Source organism: Streptomyces speibonae (genome assembly GCF_984686075.1).
The window spans coordinates 5,871,798-5,898,319 of record NZ_OZ480260.1; the positions used below are offsets into that span (position 1 = coordinate 5,871,798).

21 protein-coding genes are annotated in these 26,522 nt (G+C 71.4%); 7 read left to right on the forward strand and 14 right to left on the reverse strand.

The genetic code is table 11. The features are described 5' to 3' along the window. Window positions 1-4 precede the first annotated feature (4 nt). On the reverse strand, window positions 5-1,240 hold the full coding sequence (locus tag AC5L3C_RS26260) for an MAB_1171c family putative transporter (RefSeq protein ID WP_493651266.1): 1,236 nt from the start codon (window positions 1,238-1,240) through the stop codon (window positions 5-7). 206 nt (window positions 1,241-1,446) lie between these two features. On the opposite strand from AC5L3C_RS26260, the gene arfA reads away from it, so the two are divergent. Further along, window positions 1,447-2,952 (forward strand): arabinosylfuranosidase ArfA, encoded by a 1,506-nt coding sequence (arfA, locus tag AC5L3C_RS26265; RefSeq protein ID WP_493651267.1) that lies wholly within the window; start codon window positions 1,447-1,449, stop codon window positions 2,950-2,952. Window positions 2,953-2,961: 9 nt separating this feature from the next. On the opposite strand, the gene AC5L3C_RS26270 is transcribed toward arfA, so the two are convergent. Continuing rightward, window positions 2,962-5,718 carry a glycoside hydrolase family 35 protein gene (locus AC5L3C_RS26270; protein ID WP_493651269.1) on the reverse strand — a complete coding sequence of 919 codons (2,757 nt, stop codon included), beginning with the start codon at window positions 5,716-5,718 and terminating at the stop codon, window positions 2,962-2,964. 301 nt (window positions 5,719-6,019) lie between these two features. Between AC5L3C_RS26270 and AC5L3C_RS26275 the strand changes: the two genes are divergently transcribed. Beyond that, window positions 6,020-6,667, forward strand: a complete 648-nt coding sequence (locus tag AC5L3C_RS26275) for a DUF4360 domain-containing protein (protein ID WP_493651271.1) — start codon at window positions 6,020-6,022, stop codon at window positions 6,665-6,667. A gap of 156 nt (window positions 6,668-6,823) precedes the next feature. Beyond that, window positions 6,824-7,558 (forward strand): PH domain-containing protein, encoded by a 735-nt coding sequence (locus AC5L3C_RS26280; protein WP_493651272.1) that lies wholly within the window; start codon window positions 6,824-6,826, stop codon window positions 7,556-7,558. A 194-nt stretch (window positions 7,559-7,752) separates the two neighbouring features. Here the strand turns inward: AC5L3C_RS26280 and AC5L3C_RS26285 are convergent, their stop codons facing one another. From AC5L3C_RS26285 to AC5L3C_RS26320, 8 genes are all read right to left on the reverse strand, one after another. After that, the gene (locus AC5L3C_RS26285) at window positions 7,753-9,465 is read right to left on the reverse strand and encodes a pyridoxal phosphate-dependent aminotransferase (protein ID WP_493651274.1); all 1,713 of its coding nucleotides are present in this window, start codon (window positions 9,463-9,465) and stop codon (window positions 7,753-7,755) included. Window positions 9,466-9,630: 165 nt separating this feature from the next. Further along, window positions 9,631-10,791 carry an aldose epimerase family protein gene (locus AC5L3C_RS26290; RefSeq protein ID WP_493651276.1) on the reverse strand — a complete coding sequence of 387 codons (1,161 nt, stop codon included), beginning with the start codon at window positions 10,789-10,791 and terminating at the stop codon, window positions 9,631-9,633. Window positions 10,792-10,846: 55 nt separating this feature from the next. Continuing rightward, window positions 10,847-12,088 (reverse strand): multiple monosaccharide ABC transporter permease, encoded by a 1,242-nt coding sequence (mmsB, locus tag AC5L3C_RS26295; protein ID WP_125506674.1) that lies wholly within the window; start codon window positions 12,086-12,088, stop codon window positions 10,847-10,849. Further along, window positions 12,085-13,635 carry a multiple monosaccharide ABC transporter ATP-binding protein gene (gene mmsA / locus AC5L3C_RS26300; RefSeq protein ID WP_493651278.1) on the reverse strand — a complete coding sequence of 517 codons (1,551 nt, stop codon included), beginning with the start codon at window positions 13,633-13,635 and terminating at the stop codon, window positions 12,085-12,087. Before mmsA ends, mmsB begins: the two co-directional genes overlap by 4 nt. Before the next feature lie 32 nt (window positions 13,636-13,667). Continuing rightward, a complete protein-coding gene (chvE, locus tag AC5L3C_RS26305) occupies window positions 13,668-14,780 on the reverse strand; it encodes a multiple monosaccharide ABC transporter substrate-binding protein (RefSeq protein WP_493654029.1) in 1,113 nt (370 codons plus the stop codon). A 140-nt stretch (window positions 14,781-14,920) separates the two neighbouring features. Next, window positions 14,921-15,889 carry a hypothetical protein gene (locus AC5L3C_RS26310; RefSeq protein ID WP_493651279.1) on the reverse strand — a complete coding sequence of 323 codons (969 nt, stop codon included), beginning with the start codon at window positions 15,887-15,889 and terminating at the stop codon, window positions 14,921-14,923. A gap of 103 nt (window positions 15,890-15,992) precedes the next feature. Beyond that, window positions 15,993-16,997 carry a zinc-dependent alcohol dehydrogenase gene (locus AC5L3C_RS26315; protein ID WP_493651280.1) on the reverse strand — a complete coding sequence of 335 codons (1,005 nt, stop codon included), beginning with the start codon at window positions 16,995-16,997 and terminating at the stop codon, window positions 15,993-15,995. Continuing rightward, window positions 16,994-18,157, reverse strand: a complete 1,164-nt coding sequence (locus AC5L3C_RS26320; RefSeq protein ID WP_493651282.1) for a mandelate racemase/muconate lactonizing enzyme family protein — start codon at window positions 18,155-18,157, stop codon at window positions 16,994-16,996. The genes AC5L3C_RS26315 and AC5L3C_RS26320 overlap by 4 nt, the downstream gene beginning before the upstream one ends. Window positions 18,158-18,359: 202 nt before the next feature. Between AC5L3C_RS26320 and AC5L3C_RS26325 the strand changes: the two genes are divergently transcribed. Next, window positions 18,360-19,052: an SCO2400 family protein gene (locus AC5L3C_RS26325; protein WP_493651283.1), complete on the forward strand. Its 693-nt coding sequence runs from the start codon at window positions 18,360-18,362 to the stop codon at window positions 19,050-19,052. Between the two features lie 625 nt (window positions 19,053-19,677). On the opposite strand, the gene AC5L3C_RS26330 is transcribed toward AC5L3C_RS26325, so the two are convergent. After that, on the reverse strand, window positions 19,678-20,124 hold the full coding sequence (locus AC5L3C_RS26330; protein WP_493651285.1) for a MarR family winged helix-turn-helix transcriptional regulator: 447 nt from the start codon (window positions 20,122-20,124) through the stop codon (window positions 19,678-19,680). 93 nt (window positions 20,125-20,217) lie between these two features. Here AC5L3C_RS26330 and AC5L3C_RS26335 point away from each other — a divergent pair, with 93 nt between their 5' ends. Further along, window positions 20,218-21,240, forward strand: a complete 1,023-nt coding sequence (locus AC5L3C_RS26335; RefSeq protein ID WP_493651287.1) for an NADP-dependent oxidoreductase — start codon at window positions 20,218-20,220, stop codon at window positions 21,238-21,240. 255 nt (window positions 21,241-21,495) lie between these two features. Then, on the forward strand, window positions 21,496-22,284 hold the full coding sequence (locus tag AC5L3C_RS26340) for an EI24 domain-containing protein (protein WP_493651289.1): 789 nt from the start codon (window positions 21,496-21,498) through the stop codon (window positions 22,282-22,284). 22 nt (window positions 22,285-22,306) lie between these two features. Here AC5L3C_RS26340 and AC5L3C_RS26345 read toward each other — a convergent pair whose 3' ends face one another. The 3 genes from AC5L3C_RS26345 to AC5L3C_RS26355 all read right to left on the reverse strand — a co-directional run bounded on the left by AC5L3C_RS26345 (window position 22,307) and on the right by AC5L3C_RS26355 (window position 25,725). Beyond that, window positions 22,307-23,551 carry a pyroglutamyl-peptidase I gene (locus tag AC5L3C_RS26345; RefSeq protein ID WP_493651290.1) on the reverse strand — a complete coding sequence of 415 codons (1,245 nt, stop codon included), beginning with the start codon at window positions 23,549-23,551 and terminating at the stop codon, window positions 22,307-22,309. Window positions 23,552-23,827: 276 nt separating this feature from the next. Further along, window positions 23,828-24,799, reverse strand: a complete 972-nt coding sequence (locus tag AC5L3C_RS26350; RefSeq protein ID WP_493651292.1) for an aldose epimerase family protein — start codon at window positions 24,797-24,799, stop codon at window positions 23,828-23,830. Window positions 24,800-24,816: 17 nt separating this feature from the next. Then, complete coding sequence (locus AC5L3C_RS26355; protein ID WP_493651294.1) at window positions 24,817-25,725, reverse strand: SGNH/GDSL hydrolase family protein; 909 nt, start codon at window positions 25,723-25,725, stop codon at window positions 24,817-24,819. A gap of 189 nt (window positions 25,726-25,914) precedes the next feature. Between AC5L3C_RS26355 and AC5L3C_RS26360 the strand changes: the two genes are divergently transcribed. Then, complete coding sequence (locus AC5L3C_RS26360) at window positions 25,915-26,409, forward strand: DUF3145 domain-containing protein (protein WP_125506684.1); 495 nt, start codon at window positions 25,915-25,917, stop codon at window positions 26,407-26,409. Window positions 26,410-26,522 lie beyond the last annotated feature (113 nt).

Below are 26,522 nucleotides of genomic sequence, written 5' to 3' on the forward strand. Positions count from 1 at the left end.
ACGGTCACTCCGTGACCGCCACGGTGTCCCCGGGTGCCACCGCGCGGGCGCGGACCTCCCGGATCACGTCGGGATGGCGCAGGGCGCGTGAGACGGCCCCGATCTCGTGGAGCAGCTGCGTGGTGTCGGGCCCGTGGCCGCCGGCGCCGTCGTCCCGGCCGGTTCCGGCCTCGACGGCGTCGAGGATCACGACGGCCGCCGCGAGCGCCCTCGCCCGCTGCGGCGCGAAGCCCAGGCCCCGGGCGGCGGCGTACGACCGCTCGCGCAGCCGCTCGTCGGTCCGACGGGCCAGCGGCAGCAGTACGTCACGGATGAACGTCTCCCGCCGGGTCAGGCGCAGTTCGGGGCCGGCGCGCAGCACGAACGGCAGGCCGGAGCCGTGCACGGTCCGCATCAGGAGGTACAGGGGCCGCAGCCGCCGGTGGGCGCGGCGGATCCGCCAGCGCGCGTGGAGGTACTGGCCGGCGTGCGGCAGGATGAAGCCGACCGCGATCGACACGGCCGACAGACACGCCAGCGCCGGCGCGACGTCGAGATTGAGCCGGTCCAGGTCGTGCCCGGTCCAACGGGCCCCCACGGCGGTGAGCTTGGCGGCGTCGAAGGCGAGGTTCAGCGCGTAGCCGATGCCCAGGAACTTCAGTCCCCAGCGCAGCCATGCGTCGAGTCCGTCGGTGCGGATCCAGTTCCAGATCAGCTTCGAGGTGATGAGCCCGGCGACGGTGTGCGCGAGGAGGTACAGCAGGATCTCCTCGCGCATGAACGGCGTGGTGGCGTAGTAGGTGTCCAGGTCCCGGGTGCGCTCCACGGGCACGTCCGCGAGGGCGAACAGCACCCAGAGCAGGACGATCACGCCTCCGTAGGCCCACAGGACGCGGCGGGTGGCCCTGCGGGTGGCGGCGGAGCGCTCCGACGGGCCGTCGCGCCAGGCGACGATCAGCACAAGACAGGATCCGCAGAACGCGGTGAGCAGGGAATACACCCAGGGCGCCGAGATGTTGGGCACGCCGGTGACGCGGTTCACCCAGACGATCGTGGAGGGCGCGACGAACACGAACACCGCGCAGGCGAGCAGCAGCAGACCGCCGACCGCGCGCAGCAGCGGGTCGTTCCACAGCCTGATGATCGTCGGCAGCTTGATGGCCAGGGCGGCGGCCAGCACGAGGGCCGGGATCCACCAGAAGGACGTGTAGAGCTCACTCAGGAGCGAGGCCGGGCCCAGGGCCGCGTCCGCGAACTCCATCGCGTCTCCTCGCTCTCCTCGCCCGCCGGAACCAGGGCCGTTCGAGCCTACGCGGATGGACGTGTGCCCGTCAGGCGAGCGTGTGTACGAGACGAAGTCCCGTCCGGATCCCGCCCGTCTCGTTGACGTGCCCGGACATCCCCCCTTACGGTCACGTTCGAAGTTGCGAGCACTATCCGATATGCCGAACAGAGGAAGGGGTCACCGTGCGCACCGCCCGTTTCACCCTGGATCCCGCCTTCACCGTGGGCGAAGTGAACCCCCGCCTCTTCGGATCGTTCGTCGAACACCTGGGCCGCTGTGTGTACACCGGCATCTTTGAGCCGGGCCACCCCGCCGCGGACGCCGAGGGCCTGCGCACGGACGTCCTCGACCTCGTCAGGGAACTCGGCGTCACCGCCGTCCGCTACCCCGGCGGCAACTTCGTCTCCGCCTACCGGTGGGAGGACTCCGTGGGCCCCGTGGCGGACCGCCCCCGCCGCCTCGACCCCGCCTGGCGCTCGACGGAGACCAACCGCTTCGGCCTGTCCGAATACATCGCGTTCCTCAGGAAGCTCGGCCCCCGCGCCGAACCCATGATGGCGCTCAACCTCGGCACCCGGGGCGTCACCGAGGCCCTGGAACTCCTGGAGTACGCCAACCACCCCTCCGGGACCGCCCTTTCGGACCTGCGCGCCGCGCACGGCGACAAGGAGCCCTTCGGCATCGGGCTCTGGTGTCTCGGCAACGAGATGGACGGCCCCTGGCAGACCGGCCACAAGACCGCCGAGGAGTACGGCCGTCTGGCCGCCGAGACCGCCCGCGCCATGCGCCAGTTCGACCCCGGGGTCGAACTCGTCGCCTGCGGCTCCTCCGGCCAGTCCATGGCGACCTTCGCCGAGTGGGAGGCGACGGTCCTCAAGGAGACCTACGACCTCGTCGACCACATCTCCCTGCACGCCTACTACGAGCCCCTCGACGGCGACGTGGACTCCTTCCTGGCCTCCGCCGTGGACATGGAGTCCTTCATCGAGAACGTGATCGCCACCTGCGACCACGTCGGCGCCCGTCTGAAGTCGACGAAGCGGATCACCCTCTCCTTCGACGAGTGGAACGTCTGGTACATGTCCCGCGCCGGGGAGCAGGTCGCCGCCCTGGACTGGCCCGAGGCCCCCCGCATCCTCGAGGACCACTACAGCGTCACCGACGCCGTCGTCGTCGGCTCGCTGCTCATCGCGCTGCTCCGGCACGCCGACCGGGTGGCCGTCGCCTGCCTCGCCCAGCTCGTCAACGTGATCGCCCCCATCATGACCGAGCCCGGCGGCCCGGCCTGGCGGCAGACGACGTTCTTCCCCTTCGCCCAGGCGTCGCGGTACGGCCGCGGCGAGGTCCTCGACGTCCGCGTGGACTCACCGGTGTACGAGACGGAGAAGTACGGCGAGGCCGACCTCCTGCACGCCACCGCCGTACGCGCCGAGGACGGCACGGTCACCGTCTTCGCCGTCAACCGCGACCGCACCGCCCCGCTGCCCCTGGAGGTGACGGTGGGCGCCCTCGCGGTGACCTCCGTCGTCGAGCACAGCGTCCTCGCCGAGGCCGACCCCGACGCCGGCAACACCCTCGCCGAGCCCGACCGGGTCACCCCGCGCGCGGCAGCGGGCACCACCCTGGACGGCGGCCGCCTCACCGCCGTACTGGAGTCGCTGTCCTGGAACGTGATCCGGCTGGCGTGACGGGCCCGCTCACTTCCCCGGTGAGTCCACCGCCCCCACCGGCACCCCGCCCCGCGCCGCGCCGAGCAGCGTCAGCCGCACCTCGCCCGGCCCCGACAGCGTGCTCGTGTCGGACAGCACCGCCAGGGCCAGGGTGTTGGTGCCCCGGGTGCGCAGGATCCCGTTCGGCAGGACGAAGGTGTGCTGCCGGCCCGCCCCGTTGAGGTACTCGCCCATGTTCCAGCCGTTGAGGAACACCTGGACGCGGTAGGCGCGCTCCGGGTCGTCGTCGAGCGTCAGCCCGACCGAGGCGTCGATGTCCGGATCGATGCCGAGCCGGAACTCGGTCCGGTACCAGGCCACCCCCTGTCGCCGCTCCGCGCGCGGGAAGTCCACGGCCCGCCAGTCCCGGTCGTCGTGCCCCGGCAGGTGCCAGCCGTGCCGCTCGCCGTGCAGCCCGCCGTTGTTGAGCGGTCCGCGCACCCGGTCCGGCGCCACCGCGCCCTGGATCCGCCACTGAACGTCCCGCGACCCGCCCTCGAAGCCGACGGCCACGAGCCCGCGCGCGGTCTTGTGCGGGTCCCGCGCCGCCTCGTCCGCCCCGTGCTGCATGGGCCGCACCAGCACGGACAGCACCTGCCGTCCGGGCCTTCGCAGCTCCTCCGGCAGGGGGAAGGCGGCCGTGGCCGTCCGGGTGTCCCGCGCCGCCGTGTCCTCCTCCGGCACCGGCATGCGGTGGGCGCCCAGGGGCCGCCCGTCCAGCCAGGCCATCAGCAGGCCGTGCGGACCCGTGCGGTAGGACAGGGACACCGAGGTGAGACCGCGCGTGTCGGTCAGCCGTCCCCGGTACCAGACGTCGCCGTAGTGGAAGCCGTAGTCGTCCGCGAAAAGCACCGGGCCGTCCGCGGGCACGGGCGTGGTGCTGTGGGTGGCGGTGCGGTCGGCCACCGTCCACGCCGAGTCGTCGAAGTCCGGCTCGGACTCCGGGCTTCCGCCCCGGCGCCGCCAGCCGCCCAGTCCGGGCAGCGGCACCTCGGCCACCTCCGGCATCATCCCCTCCATCACCAGGCTCCCGGCCCGGCCGAGGTAGGTGGGCACCGGCCGGCCGTTCCAGGTCACGGAGGTGATCCCGCGCGGCGCCCACACCTCCACCCCGGTCTCGATCACGACGTCGCCGGTCAGATGGACGGTGGAGCCGCGCAGCTCGGCCGAGCGCAGCAGCGCCGGGCCGTAGACCAGCAGGGAGCCGGAGGGGGTCTCGTACGGCCACAGGCGCAGCGCGGTCGCGTCGTCGGCGAACAGCAGCACCATCGGGACCTCGGAGTCCCCGCCCCTGAGGAGGACCCGGCTCAGTCCGCCCACGCCGAGCGGCACGACGATGTTGAGCCGGCCCCGGTCGTAGGTCCACGCGGGCTGGGTGTCCGCGCGCAGCACCTCCGGCTGGGTGTCGCAGTCCAGCGCGATCTGCGCCTGCTCGCCGGCGCGGCCGACGAACACGGCGACGTCCGTCCGGCCGGCGGCCATGCTCAGCATCGGCTGCGCGGTGCTGTACGCGAGCTTCCGCCGGCCCAGGCGCAGTCCGGAGACGAGCAGTTTGGCGTCGCGCGGCGCCACGGTGACCGGGACCTTGACGCCGGTGCCCGGCAGTGCCGAGCGGACCTCCTCGTCGGAGTCGTTGCGCACCACGTACACCTGGGCGCCGGTGTCGGGGTTGGCCAGGTGACGCACCGTCAGCCGCTGGTCCGCCGCCCGTGTCCCGTCGACCGGGTTCAGGCGGGCGAGGTCGGGCACCGTGCGCACCAGATGCCCGAACTGCTGGAGCGGGGCCATGGCCGGGGTGACCCCGCGGCCCTCGTCGACCGGCGCCCCCGAGCCGTACGAGGCGGGGAGCCCCGGCCCGGGCAGCCAGCCCCACGACGTGCCGCCGAACACCCTGCCGACGCTCTGCGCGGTGAACCCCCGGGCCAGGTCGGTGAGATGACCGCTGCGCCGGTACCCGGCGCCGCAGCGGAGCCCCGGCGTCCGGGGCCCGCCCTCGCGGCCGCCGAACCGCCCGTCCCCGTGCAGGACGGGTACGTCGATGCGGTCGGCGCGCGCCTTGGCGTACAGGTGGGCAAGACCGGCGCGCCGGGCCGGATCACCCGCGGTGGCCGTGCCGCCGTCCTCGAGCTGGTACAGCAGCACCGTGCCGCCGCCCGCGGTGAACAGGTGCCGTACGGCGATGGAGTTGACGGCGGTCAGCCATGCGTCGGCGTGCCGCAGATACTCCGGGTCGTCGGTGCGCGCGGTCCCGTCGACGGCCGCCAGCCATCCGGGCAGACCGCCGGCGTCCACCTCGGGGCCGAGGTACGGACCCGGGCGCAGGATGACGTACAGGTGTTCCTCGGCGGCCATGCCGAGGAACAGGTCGAGGTCCCGTACGCCGGTGAAGTCGTGCTTCCCGGGCGCGGGGGAGTGGTGATTCCACGGCACGGGGACGCTCACCGCGTTGTGCCCGTGGGCGCGCAGCTTCTGCAGGACGTCCCGCCACAGGGAGGGGCTGGGCAGCCGGAAGGGGTGCATCTCCGCCGACCACAGCACCAGCCGGCGGCCGTCCACCAGCAGACAATGCCCGTCGGAGCCGATCCGGTGCCGCCTGCCGTCCGCGCGCGGCGGAGGCGGAGGCGGGCCGGTCGGCACACCGCGCGGTTCGCGCGTGCCGGTCGCCGCTCCGCCGCTTCCGGCCAGCGCCAGACCGAGCGCCGCCGTACCGGCCAGAGCGGTGAAGGTGCGCCTGCTGAGCTCCAAGGGAGCGCCTCCTGTTGTGGTGCCACACGCCGTGCCAGGGGGGTCATTGTCCACGAACGCGAACCCCGTCGTTCACAGGACGCTCCCGGTACGTCCCTTTGTGTCCCGCCGCGTCATGGCGGACGTGAATGGCCTGAGTTCGCCCTGTCCGGCGGTCGCGGTGCTCCATACGATGCGAGCGCTCCCGGTCTTCACCGCACCTTCATGCCTCCTTCACGAAGCCGGGAGCGCATGTGCCTGCGGAATTGGCATGTACATGAAGCTTCAACCATCACCCCCCACGGAAGGACGGAGACACTCCATGGCTGGTGGCCTGCTCATGGGCGCCGCGACCGCGGCGCTCCTCGCTGCCGCGCTCCCCGCGCACAACCCGTCGACCGGTTTCGAGGACCCGCCCCCGGACAAGATCGTCATCAAGGTCGCCACAGTGAACGGATCCGGATGCCCCCAGGGCACGGCGGCCGTCGCCGTCTCGGCCGACAACACCGCGTTCACCGTGACCTACAGCGACTATCTCGCCCAGGCCGGCGGGAACTCCGATCCCACGGCGTCCCGCAAGAACTGCCAGCTCAGCCTGCTCGTCCATGTGCCGGCCGGCTTCACCTACGCCATCGCCAGCGCGGACTACCGCGGCTTCGCCGCGCTCCAGCCGGGCGCGAGGGGCACGCAGAGAGCGTCGTACTACTTCCAGGGCTCCCCGAACACGGAGTACCGCTCGCACCCCTTCTCCGGCCCGTACGACGACAACTGGCAGGCCACGGACGAGACCGACTGGGCGCAGCTGGTCTACGCGCCCTGCGGCGTCCAGCGCAACTTCAACATCAACACCGAGCTGCGGGTGAGCGCCGGCAGCTCGTCCGACGAGGTCAGCTTCATGACGATGGACTCCACGGACGGAGACATCAGCACGGTGTACCACCTCGCCTGGAAGGAGTGCCCGGCCGGCTGACCCGCCCCTGAGGAGCGGGCGGACCGACGCGAGACCGCCGGTCGGCCCGCTCCCGCCATTTGCCTCAACAACCCTTGCACCACTGCGACTTGAGTCTCACAATCCATCGCACAGAGCCGCGCGGCGGGATACGCCGGAGGCATCGGGGGTGTCTGTATGAGTGCCGGTTCACTGCCACGGGAGTACCGGATCAGCCGCGGCCGGACCACCGGCATCGTGGTCGCCGTCTCCTTCGCCTGTCTGCCCGGGGTGCTCGCCCTCTGGGTCACCGACGACTTCTCCGCGGCGGTGAAATGGTCGGTCGTCCTGCCGCTCCTCGCGCTCCTCGCCTGGCTCGTCACCGCCTCCACGCGCGCGAGCACCACCGCGGACCTCAAAGGCATCCGCATCCGCGGCTTCTTCCGGACCCGGCGCCTGGCCTGGTCGCAGATCCAGGACATCCGGGTCGAGATCAACCCCGGCGCGGTGGTCCAGGACAACGCGTCCCAGCCGAACTTCGTCTCCTACGCCTACCGGGACGACGGCAAGCGGCTCCAGTTGATGTACCTGGACGACGCGACCGTGAACCTGGAACGCGAGGTCGCCCTGCTGCGCGCCGCGTGGGAGGAACTGCGCGGGGAGGACTGGACGCGGTCGGCGGACATCTCCCGCCGCATCGCCCGCGGCGAGGCCCGGCGGCTGGCCGCGATGGCCGGCTTCGCCTGGGCGATGCTCTCCTTCCTCCCGCTGGTCGCCCTCATGCTGCTCCCGCTGTTCGCGGACCTCCCCGACGCCCTCGACACCTCATGGTGGCCCTTCCTCATCATGGGCACGGGCCTCCCCGCGGCCTTCGCCCTGGGCATGACCCTCTCCTACCGCAAACGCGTACTCCTCCTGACCGACGAGCCCTGACCCCGACGTTCCCCCTCGCCGGGGCCCCGGCACGGTCGCCTTCGCCGGGGCCCGCGGCGTGCGCCCGCGGCCCGGGACTCCGTTGGTGTCCGTCCGGCTCTGTCGCCATGGCCCCGGGCGTGCCCGCCGTTCGCGGACGGTCACCGGTCGTTGGGGTCCCGTTGCCCGTACGGCCCGGGTCCCTGCGTCCGTGCTCAGCCCGTCCGGCCCATTCCCGCGGGTTCCGGCCAGGCGGCCTGGGCGCCCGGCCAGCCTGTCGCCGGGGCCGTGGAGAGGCCGTCGGTGCCGCGGACCTGGGCGGCCGTCAGGCCGCCGCGGGCCGGGACGCCGGGCGGGGTCGGGCCGGTGGGGTACGGCGTCTGGGCCGCCGGGGCCAGGGGCTGGGCGGCAGCCGGCATCGGGGCGGGCTGCGGGACCGGTTCCGGTATCGGCACCGGCTGGGGGACCGGCTGCGGGGCCGGTGCCGGTGCGGGCTGGGGAATCGGCTGCGGGACTTGCTGGGGGACTTGCTCGGGGACCGGTTGGGGGGCCGGCTGGGCCGCGATGCCGGCTGCGGCCGGCACCGGCATCCCGCCGGGCGGGTCCGACCTCACGGTGGACGCCGCGGCGGGGAGCGGCATGCCGGTGCCGGCGGACGGAGCGGCGGCGAGCCCCGGAACGCCGGCACCGGCGGCCTGAGCGGCGAGCCCGCGCATGCCCGCCCCGTTGGTCTCGCTCACCAGGCGGTCCACTGCCGCCGTGCCCGAGCTGTAGCTGGTCCCGGTGGCCTGCTCGGGCACGGCGGCTCCCCTCCTGGACGTCCCGTAGAGCACCTGTTCCAGGCCGGACACCAGGCGACGTACGTCCACCTGGGGGCGTACCACGAGACGCAGGAAGCGGCTGGAGGAACCGATCTTGTTGCCGCACTCACGGACCAGGATCCGGTGCTCGGTGAGCATCCGGTCCCTGACCACGGTGCCCTCGGCGCCCACCGGGAGGCGCACGAAGAGGAAGTTGCCCTGTGACGGGTAGACCGTCAGCCCGGGCAGCGAGGAGAGCTGGCCGGACATGTCCATCCGGTCGCGGCGCACCTGGTGCAGGCTCTGCGCGTACTCGGCACCGTGCTCCTTCAGCATGAACACCACGTGCTCGGCGAAGGAGTTGAGGTTCCACTTGGGCAGCATCGAGCGCACCCGCCCCGCCAGCGCCGGGTTGGCGACCAGATAGCCGAACCGGATGCCGTGCAGGCCGAAGTTCTTGCCGAGGCTGCGCAGCACGATGACGTTGGGCCGCAGCATCGCCTCCTGCACCACGCTCGGCTCGTTCTCCGCGTCGGCGAACTCCAGGAACGACTCGTCGATCACGACCAGGTCCAGATCCGCCATCGCGTCCATGAACTGCACGATCGCGTGCTTGTGCAGAAACCCGCCGTCGGGGTTGTTCGGGTTGCAGATGACGGCGACCCGGGTGCCGCGCGCCCGGATGAACTCCGCGTACTGCGCCAGGTCGAGGGCGAAGCCGCTGGACTCCTGGAGCGGGAACATGTCGACCCGCTTGCCGGTCTCCATCGGCTGGTCGGTCCAGCGGCCGAAGGTGGGGACGGGGACGGCGAGGGACTCCCGGACCAGGAGATGGTCGATCCAGGTGATCAGCTCCGTGGAGCCGTTGCCCATCGCCACGCACTGCGGCGGCAGTTGGAGCAGGCTGCACAGCTCGGCCGTGATGGTGTCGGCGCTGCTCGGGTAGTACGTGATGATGTCGCGCAGCCGGCCGGCCATCTCCTCGAACATGGCCGGGGTGGGGAAGTACGGATTGCAGGGGATGCAGAAGTCCACCGGGCCGGCCCCGTCGCTCTCCCGTGTCAGCGCCGCCATCGACGGACTGTGCGCCGTGGTGCTGCGGAACAGCGAGGTGACGTTGTCGGCCATGGAACCTCCGTGTGCGGCGGGCCCGCCGGGGACGTAACGGGCCCGTCATGCCTGGGTGGCCCGTGCGGGGGAGCACGGGCCACCCAGGAGTACGGAGCAGGGCGCACGGCCGTTCAGCTCATGTGTGGAAAATGTAATCGCCGGGGCGCCGGGCGGAGGCGCGGCTCAGACGCCGAACGAGTGGACCGTCGTCGTCCGGTAGGTCTCTCCCGGCCGCAGCACGGTCGACGGGAACGACGGCTGGTTGGGCGAGTCCGGGAAGTGCTGGGTCTCCAGGCACAGCCCGTCGCCCTGCCGGTACACCCGGCCGCCGGAGCCCACCAGGGTGCCGTCGAGGAAGTTGCCGGAGTAGAACTGCAGCCCCGGCTCGTTGGTGGCGATGCGCAGGGTGCGGCCGGAGGACGGGTCACGCAGGACGGCGGCATGCTCCGGGCGCCGGGTGATGCCCTTGTCCAGCACCCAGTTGTGGTCGAAGCCCTGCCCGTACAGCACCTGCTGGTGCGCGGTGCGGATGTCCCGGCCGATCGGCTTGGCCCGCCGGAAGTCGAACGGGGTGCCCGCGACCCGCGCCAGTTCCCCGGTGGGGATCAGCCCGGAGTCGACCGGCGTGTAGCGGGAGGCGGCGATGGACAGCTCGTGGTCGTGGACCGAGCCGCTGCCCTCGCCGGCCAGGTTCCAGTAGACATGGCTGGTGAGGTTGACGACGGTGGCCTGGTCGGTGGTCGCCGCGTAGTCCACGCGCCAGTCGCCGGCGCGGGTCAGGGTGTAGGTGACCTTCACCCGCAGGGTGCCCGGGTAGCCCATCTCGCCGTCGACGGCGGTGTAGTACAGGTGCAGGCCGACGTCGGAGCCGCGGGTGAACGGCTCGACGTCCCAGACCCGCTTGTCGAAGCCCCGCTCGCCCCCGTGCAGGCTGTTGTCGCCGTCGTTGACGGAGAGCTGGTACGCGGTGCCGTCGAGGGTGAAGCGGCCCTGGCCGATCCGGTTGCCGTAGCGGCCGATCAGGGCGCCGAAGTACGGGCTGGAGTCGACGTACTCCTCCAGGGTGGCCAGGCCCAGGGAGACATTGGCCCGCCGGCCGCGCCGGTCGGGGATCTCCAGGGACCGCACGATGCCGCCGTAGGAGAGGACCTCCATCCGGGTGCCGCCGTTCGCCAGCGACCACGCGTGCACCCTGGTGCCGTCCGCGAGCCGGCCGAAGAGCCTCCTCACCGGCCTCCCCCTGCCTGCCGAAGCGTGTGCCGTCCCGCCGAGGGCGGTGCCGGCGGCCACCCCGGCCGCCGCCGCTCCGGCTCCTGCCATGACCGTGCGTCTGCTCAGTTCCATGTGTGCCGCTCCCGAAGGGGAAGGGGCCCCGCCGTCCGGCGGGGCCCGAGCCGACTTACGAACCGACCTTGCGCTTGTTCCACACGTCGAAGCCGACCGCCGCCAGCAGCACCAGGCCCTTGATGACCTGCTGCCAGTCGGTGCCGACGCCGACGAGGTTCATACCGTTGTTCAGCACGCCCAGGACCAGACCGCCGATGATGGCGCCGAGCACGGTGCCGACACCGCCGGCCATCGACGCGCCGCCGATGAACGCCGCGGCGATCGCCTCCAGCTCGAAGTTGAGACCGGCCTTGGGAGAGGCCGCGTTGAAGCGGGCGGCGAACACCAGACCCGCAAGGGCCGCGAGCATGCCCATGTTCAGGAAGACCAGGAAGGTGACCCTCTTGTCCCGCACACCCGACAGCTTGGCCGCGGGCAGGTTGCCGCCGATGGCGTAGATGTGCCGGCCGATGACGGCGTTGCGCATCATGTAGCCGAACCCGACGAGCAGCGCGCCGAGGATCAGCAGCACGATCGGGGCGCCCTTGTAGCTGGCCAGCAGCAGCGTCACCACGAGGACGGCCGAGGCGAGCGCGACGAGCTTGAGCGCGAACAGCTTGCCGGGCAGGACGTCGAGGTCGAACTCCTTCTGCCGCCGGCGGTCGCGCACCTCCTGGAAGAGGACGAGGGCGATCAGCGCGAAGCCGAGGAGCAGGGTGAGATTGTGGTAGTTGGTCTCCGGACCGACCTCGGGCATGAAGCCGTTGGCCATCTTCTGCAGGCCGCGCGGGAACGGGCCGAGGGTCTGGCCCTCCAGGAAGATCTCGGTGAGACCGCGGAAGGTCAGCATGCCCGCGAGGGTCACGATGAACGACGGTATGCCGCCGTAGGCGATGAACCACCCTTGTACGGCCCCCGCGATGGCGCCCACGGCCAGGCACAGCACCACCGCGACCGGCCAGGGCAGATCGTTCCTGACCATGAACACCGCGGCCATGGAGCCGACGAACGCCGTCAGTGAGCCGACCGACAGGTCGATGTGCCCGGAGATGATGACCAGCATCATGCCGATCGCGAGGATCAGGATGTAGCTGTTCTGCAGCACCAGGTTGGACACGTTGCGCGGCAGCAGCAGGTCGCCGTCGGTCCACACCGCGAACAGCGCCACGATCAGACCGAGCGCCATCAGCATGCCGTACTGCCGCATGTTGCGGCGCATGCCGTCCAGCATCAGCTGGAGCAGGCCGTCACCGCCGCCCGCCCCGTTCTTGCCCGGTGGCGCGGATGCCGGGGTCTTGTCGGTGACTGTGCTCATCGGGATACCTCTTTGTCCTTCGTCATCTGACGCATCAGCGATTCCTGGGAGGCCTCGGCCCGCGAGAACTCACCGGTCAGCCGTCCTGCGGCCATCGTGTAGATGCGGTCGCACATGCCGAGCAGCTCGGGCAGTTCGGAGGAGATGAAGACGACCGCCTTGCCCTCGGCGGCCAGTCGGTCGATGACCGTGTAGATCTCGTACTTGGCGCCGACGTCGATGCCGCGGGTCGGCTCGTCGAGGATCAGCACATCGGGACCCGCGAAGATCCACTTGCTGAGTACGACCTTCTGCTGGTTGCCGCCGGACAGCTTGCCCACCGGCTCGAACACCGTCGGCGCCTTGATGTTCATGGACGTGCGGAAGCCTTCGGCGACCTGACGCTCCTGGTGCTCGTCCACCACACCGCGCGTGGCGACCTTGCCGAGGGCGCTGAGCGAGATGTTGCGGTTGATGGTGTCGATGAGGTTCAGGCCGTAGTGCTTGCGGTCCTCGGTGACGTAGGCGATGCCGTGTCCCACCGCCTCGGGGACGGTCCTGGTACGGATCTCCTTGCCGTCCTTGAGGACCGTGCCGCCCGCGTGCCGGCCGTAGGTGCGGCCGAAGATGCTCATCGCCAGCTCGGTGCGGCCGGCGCCCATCAGACCGGCGATCCCGACGATCTCGCCGCGCCGGACGGTCAGCGACACGTCGTCGACGACCTTGCGCTGCTGGTCGATCGGGTGGTGCACGGTCCAGTTGCGGATCTCCAGGGCGGGCGCGGTGCCCTCCTCCGGATGGTGCGGGGTGCGCTCCGGGAAGCGGTGCTCCAGATCGCGGCCGACCATGCCGCTGATGATCCGGTCCTCGGTGGTCTCCGGGGCCTTCACGTCGAGCGTCTCGATGGTCCGCCCGTCCCGCAGGATGGTCACCGAGTCGGCGACCCTGCGGATCTCGTTCAGCTTGTGGGAGATGATGATCGCGGTGATGCCCTGGTCCTTCAGCTGCAGGATCAGGTCGAGGAGTTTGCCGCTGTCCTCGTCGTTGAGCGCCGCGGTCGGCTCGTCGAGGATGAGCAGCTTCACCTTCTTCGACAGCGCCTTGGCGATCTCCACCAGCTGCTGCTTGCCCACGCCGATGTCGGCGACGCGGGTCTCCGGGTGCTCGTCGAGCCCGACCCGGCGCAGCAGTTCGGCGGCGTGCCTGAGGGTCTCGTTCCAGTTGATGAAGCCGCGGGTGGCGTGCTCGTTGCCGAGGAAGATGTTCTCGGCGATCGAGAGGTAGGGCACCAGGGCCAGCTCCTGGTGGATGATCACGATGCCGCGCTCTTCGCTGGCCCGGATGTCCTTGAACCGGCAGAGATCCTCCTCGAAGAGGATCTCCCCCTCGTAGCTGCCGTGCGGGTGGACGCCGGAGAGGACCTTCATCAGGGTCGACTTGCCGGCGCCGTTCTCGCCGCAGATGGCGTGGACCTCGCCCCGCTGGACGGTCAGGCTGACGTCCGACAGCGCCTTGACGCCGGGAAAGGTCTTGACGATCGAGCGCATTTCCAGGACGGGTCCCGCCATGGTCGTGCCTTCCAATCAGTGGGTTACGGCGGTCAGTTGAGGTCGCTTTCCGTGATGTAGCCGGAGTCGACGAGCTCCTTCTTGTAGTTGTCCTTGTCCACCGCCACCGGCTCGAGCAGGTAGGCGGGGACGACCTTGGCGCCGTTGTCGTAGCTCTTGGTGTCGTTGGTCTCGGGCTTCTTGTCGTTGAGCAGGGCGTCGACCATGTTGGAGGCGACCTTGGCGAGTTCGCGGAGGTCCTTGAAGACGGTCATCGACTGCTGGTCGGCGATGATCGACTTCACCGAGGCGACCTCGGCGTCCTGGCCGGTGACGACCGGCAGCGGCTTGTCCTTGGTGCCGTAGCCGTCCGACTTCAGGGCGGACAGGATGCCGATGGAGATGCCGTCGTACGGCGAGAGCACCGCGTCCACCCGGTCGCTGCGGTAGGCCGAGGTGAGGATGTCGTCCATGCGCTTCTGCGCGGTGCCGCCGTCCCAGCGCAGGGTGGTGACCTGATTGAGGTCCGCCTGGCCGGACTTGACGACGAGCTGCTTCTTGTCGATGTAGGGCTGCAGGACGCTCATGGCCCCGTTGAAGAAGTAACGGGTGTTGTTGTCGTCGTTGGAACCGGCGAACAGTTCGATGTTGAAGGGGCCCTTCTCGCTGCCGTCCTTCAGGCCGAGCTGCTCGACGATGTAGGTGCCCTGGAGCTGGCCGACCTTCTCGTTGTCGAACGAGGCGTAGTAGTCGACGTTCTCCGTGCCGAGGATGAGGCGGTCGTAGGAGACCACCGGGATGTCGGCGTCCTTCGCCTGCTGCATGACGTTGTTCAGCGACTTGTTGTCGATGGCCGCCACGATCAGGGCGTCCACGCCCTGCGTGATCATGTTCTCGATCTGCGAGACCTGCTGGTCGGGGTCGTCCTCGCCGAAGACCAGCTTGGTCTTGTAGCCCTTGGACTCGAGCTCCTTCACGACGTTGTCGCCGTCGGCGATCCAGCGCTCGGAGGACTTGGTCGGCATCGCGATGCCGATGGTGGCTCCCTCGGAGCCTCCCTTGTCCTCCTCGCTGCCGCCCTCACTGCTCTGACCGCAGGCGGACAGGGTGAGGGCCAGGGAGGCTGCTCCGGCTATGGCGGCGAGGACTGCTCTGCGGTTACGCATCATGATCATCCTTGATCTTTGGGCGGTGTCGGTCCGGACGAGCGGTGCGCTTTCCGGGAGGTGGAACCAGGAGACCGGGAAGGGATGTGTTGGATTGTGCGCGGCTGTGTCTACTTCTGTGAAGCCGCGTTTCCGTAACGTTATGACGAAATTTCGAACCGGCGGAGCTCCCCCGGAAGCCGGGAGCCGAGCGGCGCCATCTCGCCGTCCGCCCCGTGCCGGGCCAGCAGGTCCAGCGCCAGCCGGCCGCGCCGCACCCGCTCCTTGGCGGTGGCCAGGGTGAGCTCGCGCAACTGGTGCCCGTACGGGTAGATCCCGGGCGCCTTCGCCAGGCCGAACTTCAGGTACAGCGGGGCGCCGCGCCGGATGAGCTCGGCGACCTCGTACATCCGCACATAACCGCCCAGGTCGTCCGGCGCCTCGATGTACATGTCCATCGGAGCGGCCGAAACCCGGCGTATCTCGGTGACATGAGCGAGCGTCAGATCGCTGGGCACGTTGACCGAGTCGGCGCCGAGCCGTTCGCAGACCGCGAACGAGGCCGGGTTGACCGGCCCGGCGAGCGCCGAGACCTTCAAGGTGGTGTCGGCCGGGAGGAGACCGGCCGCCCGCGCGCGGTGCAGCGTCCACAGCACGCCCTCGTCGGCGACCAGCAGGCACCTGACGCCCAGCTCCGTGGCCCGCACCGCGTCCTCGACACAGCCGGCCACCGCGTCGTGGCCGCGGGCGCGCAGTCCGGCGCCGTGCGAGTCGGTGCGGACCGAGCCGCCGATGTCCCAGGTGCCGCGCGGGCCGGTGAACAGACACAGCTCGATGTCCCGCTCCCCGGTGGCCTTCACCATCTCGGTGATCTCGGCGTCGGTCAGCATCCACACCCCGCTGCCCTGGCTGATCCGGTGGATCGGCACATCGAGGCGCGAGGCCTCCTTCAGTACCACCGCCAGCGCCTCGGGCCCCTCGCACGAGGGAATCTCGGTGCGCCAGCGGCCGCCGCCGGGGAAGGCGTGCGGCGAGGCGTCGGCGGGATCGAGGTCGGGTGCGCCCAGTCCGAGCGCGGTGAGCACCTGCTCACCGGGCCGGCGGGGTGCCTGGGGGGAAGCGTCGGTCACGGGGCTGTCCTTCGTGTTCGGTATATCGGACGAGGTTCGCACCTCGGGGTGCGGGTCGGTGGGGAGGTGCGCCGGTACGGGGACCCCCGTACCGGCGCACGCGCTAGGGACGCAGCAGGACCTTGCCCACGGCCGGATCGCCGGATCCCACCAGCGCGATGGCCCGCGGGAAGTCGGCGAGCGGCAGCTCATGGGTCACCAGCGGCAGCGGATCGAGCAGTCCCGCGGCGAACACCCGCACGGTGTGCGCCCAGGCATCCGGCGGCGCCCCGAAGACGGTGTGTACCTCCAGCTGCCGTACGACCAGATCCGTCGGGTCGAGCCCGTCGGCACCCGGCGCCGGGATGCCGGTCAGCACCAGCCGCCCGCCGCGCCGCAGCAACGAGGCGGCCGTACGGGCCGCGTCGGCGGACCCGGCGGTCTCGATCACCACGTCGAAGCCGTCCGGCAGCGGCTGGTCCTTGGTACGGAACCCGGTGGCCCCGTACCGCCGCGCCAGCGCCTCCCGGTCGCCCCGGGTGCCCACGACCAGCAGCTCGGACGGCGATCCCGCCCGCAGGAACTGCACGGCGAACATGCCGAGCGTGCCCGTCCCGACCACCGCGACCCGCTCGCCCGGAACGGCGTGCGCCTTCAGCGCCGCGGCCGCGATACAGGCGGCCGGCTCGAGGAGCGCGGCGGCGCTCAGATCGGCGTCGTCCGGCAGGACGTGCAGCAGCCGGGCCGGCAGGGTCAGCGTGGCCGCCATGGCGCCCGGCTGGGTGAAGCCGGTCTCCTCGTACCCCGCCGAGCACAACGTGGTCTCACCGGCGTGACAGCGGTCGCAGACCTGGCAGTTGCGGAACCCCTCACCGACCACCTTGCGGCCCACCAGCGACTCCGGGACGCCCGCACCCACCCGCCGCACGGTCCCGGACCACTCGTGACCCGGCGTCAGCGGATAACGCACGTACCCCTCGGGCCGGTTGCCCTGGTACACCTCGCGGTCGCTGCCGCAGATGCCGGCCGCGTGGACGCGCACCAGCGCCTCGCCCGGCGCGGGCTCGCGCGGCTCGTGCGGTACGAGCCGGTGCTCGCCGGGACCTTCGACGACGACGGCGGTGCTCACTGCGTCCCCTTCGGCTTGCGCTGCTCCCAGCCCTCGGCCCACAGGTCGAACCGGGCCTGCTGCTGCGGGAACTCGGCCGCCGCGTCGACGTCCAGCTCCACGCCCAGGCCGGGCGCGTCGGAAGGATGGAAGCAGCCGTCCTCCGGATCCACCCGCGGCGCGCCCTTGACGACCTTCTTGATCTCCGCGTCCGCGAAGTCGTTGAAGTGCTCCAGGATCTTGAAGTTCGGGGCGGTGAAACCGACCTGGAGGGACGCGGCGGTGAGCACCGGGCCGCCGACGTTGTGCGGGGCGACCAGCATGTAGTGCGTCTCCGCGGTCGCCGCGAGCTTGCGGGTCTCCCAGATGCCGCCGATGTGGCCGACGTCGGGCTGCAGGATGTCGGCCGCCTGGCTCTCGAACAGCTCCCGGAACTCGATGCGGTCATGGATGCGCTCACCGGTCGCGACCGGCATGTCGACCTTCGCGGCGACCTTCTCGAGCGCCTTGAGGTTCTCCGGCGGCACCGGCTCCTCCAGCCAGGCCGGCCGGAACGGCGCGAGCTCCCGGGCGAGGCGGACGGCGGTGGCGGGGGAGAAGCGGCCGTGCATCTCCAGCATCAGCTCGGCGTCGGGGCCGATGGCGTCGCGCACGGCCTCGATCAGCGAGACCGCGTACAGCGTCTGCTGCTGGTCCAGCTCGAAGTGCCCGGTGCCGAACGGGTCGATCTTCAGCGCCCGGTACCCGCGCTCCATCACCGTGCGCGCGGCCTTGTGGTACGCGTCCGGGGTGCGCTCGGTGGTGTACCAGCCGTTGGCGTACGCCTTCACCCTGTCGGTGACCTTGCCGCCGAGCAGCTGCCACACCGGGACCCCGAGGGCCTTGCCCTTGATGTCCCAGCAGGCCATCTCGATCACGGCGACGCCGGACATCACGATCTCACCCGCGCGGCCGAAGTCGCCGTACTTCATCCGGCGGACGAGGTCCTCGACGGCGAAGGGGTCGGATCCGAGAATGTGGTTGGCCTCGGCTTCCTTCAGATACCCCAGGAGGGCGTCGGTGTGGCCCAGCATCCGGGTCTCGCCGACTCCGGTGAGCCCTTCGTCGGTGTGCACCAGGACGTAGGTCAGGTTGCGCCACGGCGTCCCGACCACGTGTGTGCTGATTCCGGTGATGCGCACGGCTGTTCGCCCCTTGCCTGTTCGATATTTCGTCACCCGTTCGAAATGCTGGCGTGACAGTAAGGAGGGGGTGGTGGGGGTGTCAATGGGTTACGCGCACAACGGTTTCGACAGGTTCGAAACCTATGGGCAATGGTCCGCACCAAACCTTCACAGCAAGCCCTAGGAACCGGACCCGAGCGGAACCTAACCTTCCCGCGTCATGGACTTTTGCCACCCGTGCCAACGGCACCTCAATGGCGCCCTGGCCTGCCCCGGCTGCGGCACGCCCGTCGAGACGCCCAGCGCCCCGCCGCCGCGGGAGCCGGCCGCCGGGCCGGACCCGGCCGAGGAGAGCGGGCCCGACGGGGAGCCGGAGGAACCGGCGCCGCGAGGCCGGCGGGCCGAGGATCTCTCCGCGGGGCAGAGCCGCCGCGACCGCAAGGCCGCGGCGCACCGGCGGCGGCGCAACCGGACGTTGCTCGTCGCGGCGGGGTTCGTGCTCGCGGCGGGCGGGTTGAGCCTGGCGGAGCTCGGCCTCGACGCGCCCGGCACGAAGCGGGAGCCGGCTTCTGCCGGGGAGTCGCCGGACGGCGGCTCGACGAACGTGAAACCGTCCGCGTCGTCGAGTGCCGCGACGGAGGTGAAAACGCCGGGGGCGTCGGCGAGTTCGAGTGCTTCCGGCTCGGCGTCGGCGTCCGCGTCCGGCTCGGCGTCGGCGTCCGCGTCGCCGGACGAGGAGACCACGGAGTCGAAGGCTCCCGCGTCGGCGGACGTGCCGTCGTCCGACGACGCCCCGGCGACGACGCCATCGGACCCGCCGTCCCAGCCGGAGCCGGACCCCACGACGAAGAAGCCGGAACCGGACCCCACCCCCACGGAAACCTGCGACCGCTTCCTGTGGTGGTGCACGTAACCCTGCCGGGGGGCGCGCTGTAACCCCGGGGCGGGTTGCGCACCCAGCGCCGGAACGCCGGCCGCGCCGGCGTGGGCCGGGGGGTGTCTGCAAGGCCCGGCGCTACGGGGTGCCGCCGCGCCCACCCGTGCCGCCCAGCGGCACGACTGCCCGCGGTTGGCGGCAGCAGGCCGCGGATCGCGCGGATGGCGGCGTGGAGCGCGCGGATGGCGCGGGGAGCGGCGTCGCGGATCACGCGGAGCGCGCGGAGCGCGGCAGGCGCGGACGGCGGGGAGGGGCCGGGACGGGGGTGTGCGCCCGCAGCGACTGGCGCGTCCGCGCCGTTCACCCCCACCGACAAGCTCAATCGCGCCAGTCCGAGGACGTACACCCCCGGCCCGGCCCCGCACCCCCACCCACCGTGGGCGCTACGCGCACCCCCACCACACCCGCAGTTGCGCCGCAGGCATTCAGAGGCGCACCCCCACCACACCCGCAGTTGCGCCGCAGGCATTCAGGCGTGCACCCCCACCACACCCGCAGTTGCGCCGCAGGCATTCAGAGGCGCACCCCCACCACACCCGCAGTTGCGCCGCAGGCATTCAGGCGCGCACCCCCACCGAACCCGCCGCGGCGCCGCAGGCGTTCAGTCCGCTGTCAGCATGCGTCGCAAGGCGTCGCGCAGCGCCACTCGTTCCGGCTCCGACAGCCCCGCCAGCGGCTCCCGCGCGAACCGCAGCGACTCCCGCAGGCTCCGCGCCACCCGCCGCCCCTCATCCGTCGCCGCCGCCAGCTTCACGCGCCGGTCCGCGGGATCCGGCCGCCGCTCCACCAGCGCCCGCGCCTCCAGCCGGTCCACGATCCCCGTGACGTTCGACGGCTCGCACTTCAACCGCTGCGCCAGCTTCCGCATCGGCAGCGGCTCCAGCGACAGCAGGCTCAACAGCCTCGCCTGCGCCCCCGTCAGCGCGTGACCCGCGGCTGCTTCCTCGTACTCCTCGTGGTACCGGGCCACGACCGAGCCGATGAGGTCGACGACCTCCAGCGTGAGCGCATCGGGCCGGCTGGATGAGGTACGCGGTGGTGTGGCCATGCTCTCCAGGGTACCCACTTGCTTGACAGGCTGAAATGTTCAGCACCATGGTTGTTTCAGGTACTGAAATACTTCGACGAAAGGTGCCAGGCCATGCCCGACGCCCCCACACCCCCCACCACCGGCCGCGAGTGGCACCTGATGAGCCGGCCCGTCGGCTGGCCCAAGCCCGAGGACTTCGCCTTCCTCGAGGCGGAGATCCCCGCCCCGGCCGAGGGCCAGGTGCTGGTACGGAACGCGTACCTCTCCGTCGACCCGTACATGCGCGGCCGTATGAGCGCCGCGAAGTCCTACGTCGCCCCGTACGAGCTGGGCAAGCCCATGCAGGGCGGCGCCGTCGGCGAGGTCGTCGCCTCCAACGCCGAGGGCATCGCCGTCGGCGACCACGTCCTGCACTTCTTCGGCTGGCGCGAGTACGCCGTCGTGGACGCGAGGAACGCCGTCAAGGTCGACCCCGAGGCCGCGCCCCTCTCGGCGTACCTGGGTGTGCTGGGCATGACCGGGCTCACCGCCTATGCCGGACTGCTGCGCACCGCCGCCTTCAAGGAGGGCGACGCCGTCTTCGTCTCCGGTGCCGCCGGCGCCGTCGGCAGCCAGGTCGGGCAGCTCGCCAAGCTCAAGGGCGCCTCGCGGGTGATCGGCTCCGCCGGCTCCGCGGAGAAGGTGAAGCTGCTCGTCGACGAGTACGGCTTCGACGCCGCGTTCAACTACAAGGACGGCCCCGTGCGGGAGCAGCTCCGCGCCGCCGCCCCGGACGGGATCGACGTCTACTTCGACAACGTCGGCGGCGACCACCTGGAGGCGGCCATCGGCAGCCTCAACCGGGACGGCCGTATCGCGGTCTGCGGCATGATCTCGGTGTACAACAACACCGAGCCCGCCCCCGGCCCGCGCAACCTTTCCCGGCTGATCCAGACCCGGGGCCGTATCGAGGGCTTCCTCGTCGGCGACCACTACGACCTCCAGCCGGAGTTCGTGCGGGAGGTCGGGCCGTGGGTGCGCTCGGGCGAGCTGAAGTACCGGGAGACCGTCGTGGAGGGCATCGAGAACAACCTCGAGGCCTTCCTGGGGGTGCTGCGCGGCGACAACACCGGGAAGATGATCGTCAAGCTCTGACGGGCCGTCGTTCGGGTGCGGCCCGGTGGCCGTATGCCTGCGGCGCCGCTGTCCCTCCGGTGGGGGTGCGCGTAGCGCCCACGGTGGGTGGGTGGTGCGGGGCCGTGCCGGGGGTGTACGTCCTCGGACTGGCGCGATGGGGCTTGCTGGTGGGGGAGGCCGGCGCGGACGCGCCAGTCGCTGCGGGCGCACACCCCCGTCCCGTCCCCTCCCCGCCGTCGGCGGCCGTTCCCGGCTCCCCGCTACAGTGCAGCCATGCGTGATCTTGGGGTGGGGTTCCGGTACCTCGTGAAGGGCCAGCAGTGGGTCGGCAGGCACGGCAGGCAGTACGGGTTCGGGCTGCTTCCCGGGGCCATCACGTTGGTGCTGTACGCGGCCGCGCTCGTTGCGCTGGCACTGTGGGGCGCGGACTTCGTCACCTGGGCGACGCCCTTCGCCGAGGACTGGCCGAGCCCGTGGGCTGGGCTGTTCCGGGGCTTTCTCACCGTGGTGCTGTTCGCGCTCGGGTTGCTGCTGTCCGTTGTCACGTTCACCGCGATGACCCTGTTCATCGGGCAGCCGTTCTACGAGAGCCTTTCCGAGCGGGTCGACCGCGATGTCTCGCCCGACGGCACGGCGCCCTCGTCGGGGCTGCCCCTGCTGCGCGACCTGTGGATCTCCGCACGGGACGGTCTCCGTATCGTGGTGCGCGCCCTGGTGTGGGCCGTGCTGCTGTTCGCGCTCGGGTTCGTGCCGGTGGCCGGGCAGACCGTGGTGCCGGTGATCGGGTTCTTCGTCACCGGGTTCTTCCTGACCGAGGAGCTCACCTCCGTCGCGCTCCAGCGGCGCAGGGTGGAGCTGCGGGAGCGGCTCGTGCTGCTGCGGTCCCGCAAGACGCTCGTCTGGGGCTTCGGCACCCCCTTGGCGGTCGCCTTCGTCGTTCCGTTCGTCGCCGTGTTCCTGATGCCGGGCGCGGTCGCCGGAGCCACGCTGATGGCACGCGACCTGCTGGGGGAGGAGACGGCCGGGGACGGCTCCGAGAAGGCGGGCCTCGTTCCGGAGTGAGGCGTCCCCGGCCGGAGGTGCGTCAGTCGCGGTCCGCGCCGATCGCCACGGTCACGATCGACCGCACCTGGTCGATGATGTCGAGCCGGTTCCGGACGAACTGGGGGTCGGTGATCTCCGTGGTGTTGCCGGCGCCGAACTGAAGGACGGGTGTGTGGACGTGGCCGCCCGGCAGGGTGGTGTGCAGGCCGAGGCGGTCGCGCAGGAGGGTCGCCCGGTAGGCGATCTCGTTGGAGAGGTAGTCGCCGCCGCCCCCGGCGCGGGCGGTGGAGCCGGCTGTCGGTCCGTCGGGGCGGCGCACCGCCTCCGTGCCGCCCGCCGGGATCTCGGTCACCTCCGTGTTGTCGTACACCGGGAAGCGCCCGGTGTCCGCGGCGACGATCTCCGCGTACGGCAGCGTGGTCGACGTCCACTGCGGCTGCGTGGCCGGGTCGGAGACCGGGACCGTCTCCGGGCGGCCGGTGTTCTCGTTGTCGCCGAAGCCGCCCCGCCAGGCCCCGTTGGTCCGCTCGATGTCGAAGCGGCCCACCCGGCCCTGGCTCACCGTGGTGAACAGGTCGGCCTTCGGCAGATGCGGCCGCAGCGCCCGCTCCACCGTGCCGGCCGTGAAGTCCCGCCACCGGACCGGGAACACGGCCGTCTCGATGCGCGCCGGACCCTGCGGGGTCTCGATCACCGTGCCGTCCAGGGCGAGCGCTGCCGCGCCGGACGGGTTGGAGATGCGGATGTCACGGTCCAGGGTGAACGGGTCGAAGCCGGTCACGAGGATCCGCTTCATCCCCTTGCGGTGCGGATAGTGGACGGTGGTCTGTCCGCGCGAGGTGCGCTCCAGCGCGTCCAGCAGCCGCGCCCGCTGGTCCTCCCTGAACCGGAAGTCCGGCTGCCACGCGCGCAGTTCACGCGTCATGCCGAGCCGCGCCCAGTACAGCGGGCGGTCGTCGTCGCGGCTGAGGTCCCCGGCGGCCGGGCCGCGCCCCTGTGCCCGGGCGACCGCTCTGCGCCACAGCTCCGTTCCCTGGCGGAGCACGGCGTGCCGGGCCTGGGCGTAGGTGCGGGCACGGTCGAGGGCGCGGGCGAGGTCCGGTGCCGCGTCGGCGAATCCGGAGCGGCGGAGTATCTCCTGGGGGGCGGCGCCGTCGAGGCGTTGTTCCTCGACGGTGGGAGCGGCGGCGGCCGGGCCGGCCGCGGTCGCCGCGGTGGTGGGGGCGGCGAGACCGGTCAGCAGGGCCAGGCCGAGGACACCGATGCGAACACGTCGTGCAGTCAAGGGAGTTGAGGCCTTCCGTCGATGTGGGGTACGAAATGCCGGAGGCCGCAGTATCGCGTGATCGCAGTGGTCCACGCCATGGGGTGGGGTGCGGGTCGCGTAACGGAAGACGCGGAACGGATGTGAAAGGTTCGTACGGGATTCAAGCGGGCAGCCTGATGGGAGGCCGCCGTGGCGCGGAAGCGGTTACCGTCGAACCCGGGCGGTGCCCACATGAGCAGCCCCGGCCCGGGACCCTGACCCCGGACCGGGGCTCATGTGTGCGGTGGGCCACCGCTACCGCGCGCCGAACCCGTACACCGTCTCGGAGCGGAACACCTCACCCGGCCGCAGGACCGTGCTCGGGAACTCCGGCCGGTTCGGCGAGTCGGGGAAGTGCTGCGTCTCCAGCGCGATGCCGGCCCCGGGGATGAAGGGCTCCCCGATGTGGTCCGCGGTGTAGAGCTGCATCCCGGGCTCCGTGGTCGCCACCGTCAGCACGCGGCCGGTCGCCGGGTCGTACAGCTCGGCCACCTCCTCGGGCGTCGCGGTGACCCCCTTGTCGAGCACGAAGTTGTCGTCGTACCCGGTGCCCGCCTTGCGCGCCTCGCGGAAGTCGAAGCGGGTGCCGGAGACGCCGGCGAGCTCACCGGTCGGGATCAGCTCCGCGTCGGACGGGGTGTAGCGGGAGGCCGCGAGCCGCAGCTCGTGCCCGGACGCGCTGCCGGAGCCCGCCAGGTTCCAGTACGAGTGGTTCGTGAGGTTCACGTGGGTCGGAGCGTCCGTCACCGCCTCGTAGGCGATGCCCAGCGCACCCCGCTCGTCGAGGGTGTACGTCACCGTGACCTCCAGCCGGCCCGGGAAGCCCTCCTCGCCGTCCTCGGCGACGAGGGACAGGCGCAGTCCGTGCTCCACCGGGGTGACCGCCCACACGCGCTTGTCGAAGCCCCGTGCCCCGCCGTGCAGCGAGTTCGGGCCGTCGTTCGGGGCCAGGGTGCACGTGCGTCCGTCGAGGGGGAAGCGGGCGCCGGCGATCCGGTTGGCGTACCGGCCGATGAGGGCGCCCAGGAAAGGCTTCGGATACCGGAGATAGCCCTCCAGGTCGGAGAACCCCAGCACCACGTTCCCGGTCCGCCCGTCCCGGTCCGGCACCTCGACGTCCTGGACGATCCCGCCGTACGACAGGATCCTTACCCGTACGCCCGCCCGCTGCAGGGTCCAACGGTGCACCGGCGTGCCGTTGGGAAGTGTGCCGAAGAGTTCGTTCATGTGCGAAACAATAGCCATCAGTTCTTCGCCGTGACCGTCCGGTACGCGATCTCGGCCAGTCTGGCCTGTCCGTCGACGCTCGGATGGAACCAGTCCCAGTGGCTCAGCTGCTCGGTGCCGAAGCGGTACGCGTACACCGCGCCGCCGTCGAAGCGGCAGCGGCGGTCCTCGGCGCACACCTCCTTCAGCACCTCGTTGTAGTCCTCCACCCGGTTCTGCACCGTCTCGCGCCGCTGCGTCGCCGCCGCGTCCATCGCGTCCGCGTCGCCCAGCATCGACGGGCAGATGCCCAGCTTCCACACCTGCTTGCCCAGGGTGCTGGTCCGCCCCTGCGCCCACAGCCGCTTCAGATCCGGCACGCTCGCCACGTACACCTGCGCCGTGGGCAGCGCCTCGCGCAGCGTCCGCATCGCCTCGCGGAAGTCGGCACGGAAGTCGGCCACCGGCGTCATGGCCGCCGTGGTGTCCCGGCAGGCGTCGTTCGCCCCGGTCATCACCGCCACCAGCTCGGGGGAGTGCTCCGCCGCCCGCGCCATCTGGCCCGGCAGATCCGCCATCCGGGACCCGCTCACCGCGTGGTTCCAGCTCCGCTCGGCCGCCTGCGTGCGCCCCAGCAGCCGTACGGCGAGACTGTCGACCTTCTCGCTGTCACCCGTCGCCCACGACACCTCGGGACAGTCCGACAGCACCGAGCAGGCGTCGAAGCCCCGCGTGATGGAGTCGCCGACGGCGGCCACGGAGTCCGGGGAGGCGTCCCACAGGGGAGTGGGCTTCGGGGACGGGCGGTGCTGCTTCGCCTGCGTCCCGGACGGGGCGGGGGAGTCGCCGCCGACGGCGTCGCAGCCCGCCACGCCCAGGGCTGCGGCCGTCACCAGCGCGAGCACGGTCCGTGAACGGCGCGTCCCCCCGCGCGTCGCCTGCTCCATCCGTCGCCTCCCCTCGTGTCGGTGTGCGGGTCCCCTCACCTTCCACAACGCACGGGAGTTCCCGCACAGGCGTCCTGCCGGGTGAATGGCGACGGTTTCCCGGCACCGGGACGGACGGTACGTCACACTCCTTGCGCCGTCGCACGGTAGCCTCGCCCTCAAGACGACCCGCTCAGCCCGGAGGTTCCGGTGACGACTCGTGGAGTTCTGTACGTGCACTCCGCGCCACGCGCGCTGTGCCCGCACGTCGAGTGGGCCGTCGCCGGAGTGCTCGGCACGCGCGTGAGCCTGGACTGGATCCGCCAGCCCGCCGCCCCCGGCACCTGGCGCTCGGAGTTCTCCTGGCAGGGCCGGGCGGGCACCGCCTCCAAGCTCGCCTCCGCGCTGCGCGGCTGGCAGATGCTGCGCTTCGAGGTCACCGCCGAGCCCAGCGCCACCGTCGAGGGCGAGCGCTACAGCTGCACCCCCGACCTGGGCATCTTCCATGCCGTGACCGGCATCCACGGCGACATCCTCATCCCCGAGGACCGCCTGCGCGCCGCCCTGGTCCGCTCCCGGACCGAAGAGACCAGCCTGGAAGCGGAAATCGCCAAACTCCTCGGCAAACCCTGGGACGACGAACTCGAGCCGTTCAGATACGCGGGAGAAGGCGCCCCGGTCCGCTGGCTCCACCAAGTGGTGTAGCCGTTCAGGGGCGCGGGGAACTGCGCAAAAAAAAAGGGGGGTCCGGGGGACGAGAGAACCCGGACCGCACACCCGCACGAGAAAGGACCCCCACCCAACAAAGGCGGAGGCCC